This window comes from Pseudoalteromonas sp. S1727 (assembly GCF_005886375.1).
Classification (GTDB): domain Bacteria; phylum Pseudomonadota; class Gammaproteobacteria; order Enterobacterales; family Alteromonadaceae; genus Pseudoalteromonas; species Pseudoalteromonas haloplanktis.
The window spans coordinates 1-839 of record NZ_PNDT01000136.1; the positions used below are offsets into that span (position 1 = coordinate 1).

At 40.6% G+C, this 839-nt stretch carries 1 protein-coding gene; it reads right to left on the reverse strand.

Annotated features, from left to right (window positions below; translation table 11 throughout):
* Positions 1-116: 116 nt before the first annotated feature.
* On the reverse strand, positions 117-839 hold a 723-nt coding region (locus CWB85_RS22530; protein WP_171039049.1), incomplete at its 5' end, for a hypothetical protein.

An 839-nucleotide genomic window follows, 5' to 3' on the forward strand; every position in this document is an offset into this window, starting at 1 on the left:
ATTTAAGTCGATTGGTATTATATCAATCGACTTAACACGATTGGTATTAAAAACCACAAAATAAATACAATAAAGCGCGAGACAACCCGCGCTTTATTTTGCTCACCATGCGATCATTAGCTATCGATTTGGTTATTGCCGCTTTCTATTAGTTTCTTAATCATTTCCTCTGATTGATTTTGTACATCAAGCGCCGGCTCTGCTGATGTTGATGTATCACCATTGAAAGCAATACTGTTTTCTTCGCTCACAGAATCTAAGGCTAACAAATCAGTCTGTTCAACATCGCTCAATACATCATTGATTGTTAACTCAACTGGCTCAACAAGGTTACTGCTAGCGGCATCACTTTCTAATATATGGCTTAAATCGATGCTTTCAGCCATTACAACAGGCTCCGCCATTAGATTTGCTTGCGCGACTTCTGACTCAGTTTGTTGTTCCGCGATAAGTTCAATACCAAATGTATTCTCACTTTCTGGCGCTGTATTAGTCACCGCTAGCTCGGGCTCATTTCCTTGCTCTATAACATTGTTCAATATGTCCCTCACTAAGTAATTGCCAGCGTCATCCACTGTTACAAACCGATAATCTAACCAGGATCCCAAATCAAGCACAGAAAGTAACGCTGACCACTGACCTAAAGCATTGGGCTGGACCTCAAAACCACCTTCTAACACATCAATATCAAGTAAACCCAAACCAAGTAAATTTGCCCCTACTACATAAACACTACTGCCTTCTTCAACGGTTCCTTCTGCAGTAAGGCCAATACCTAATATTCCCCAGTAATAGTTAGTTACTTCAAAAGCGACAGGCGTAGTATCAACGATTAGGCC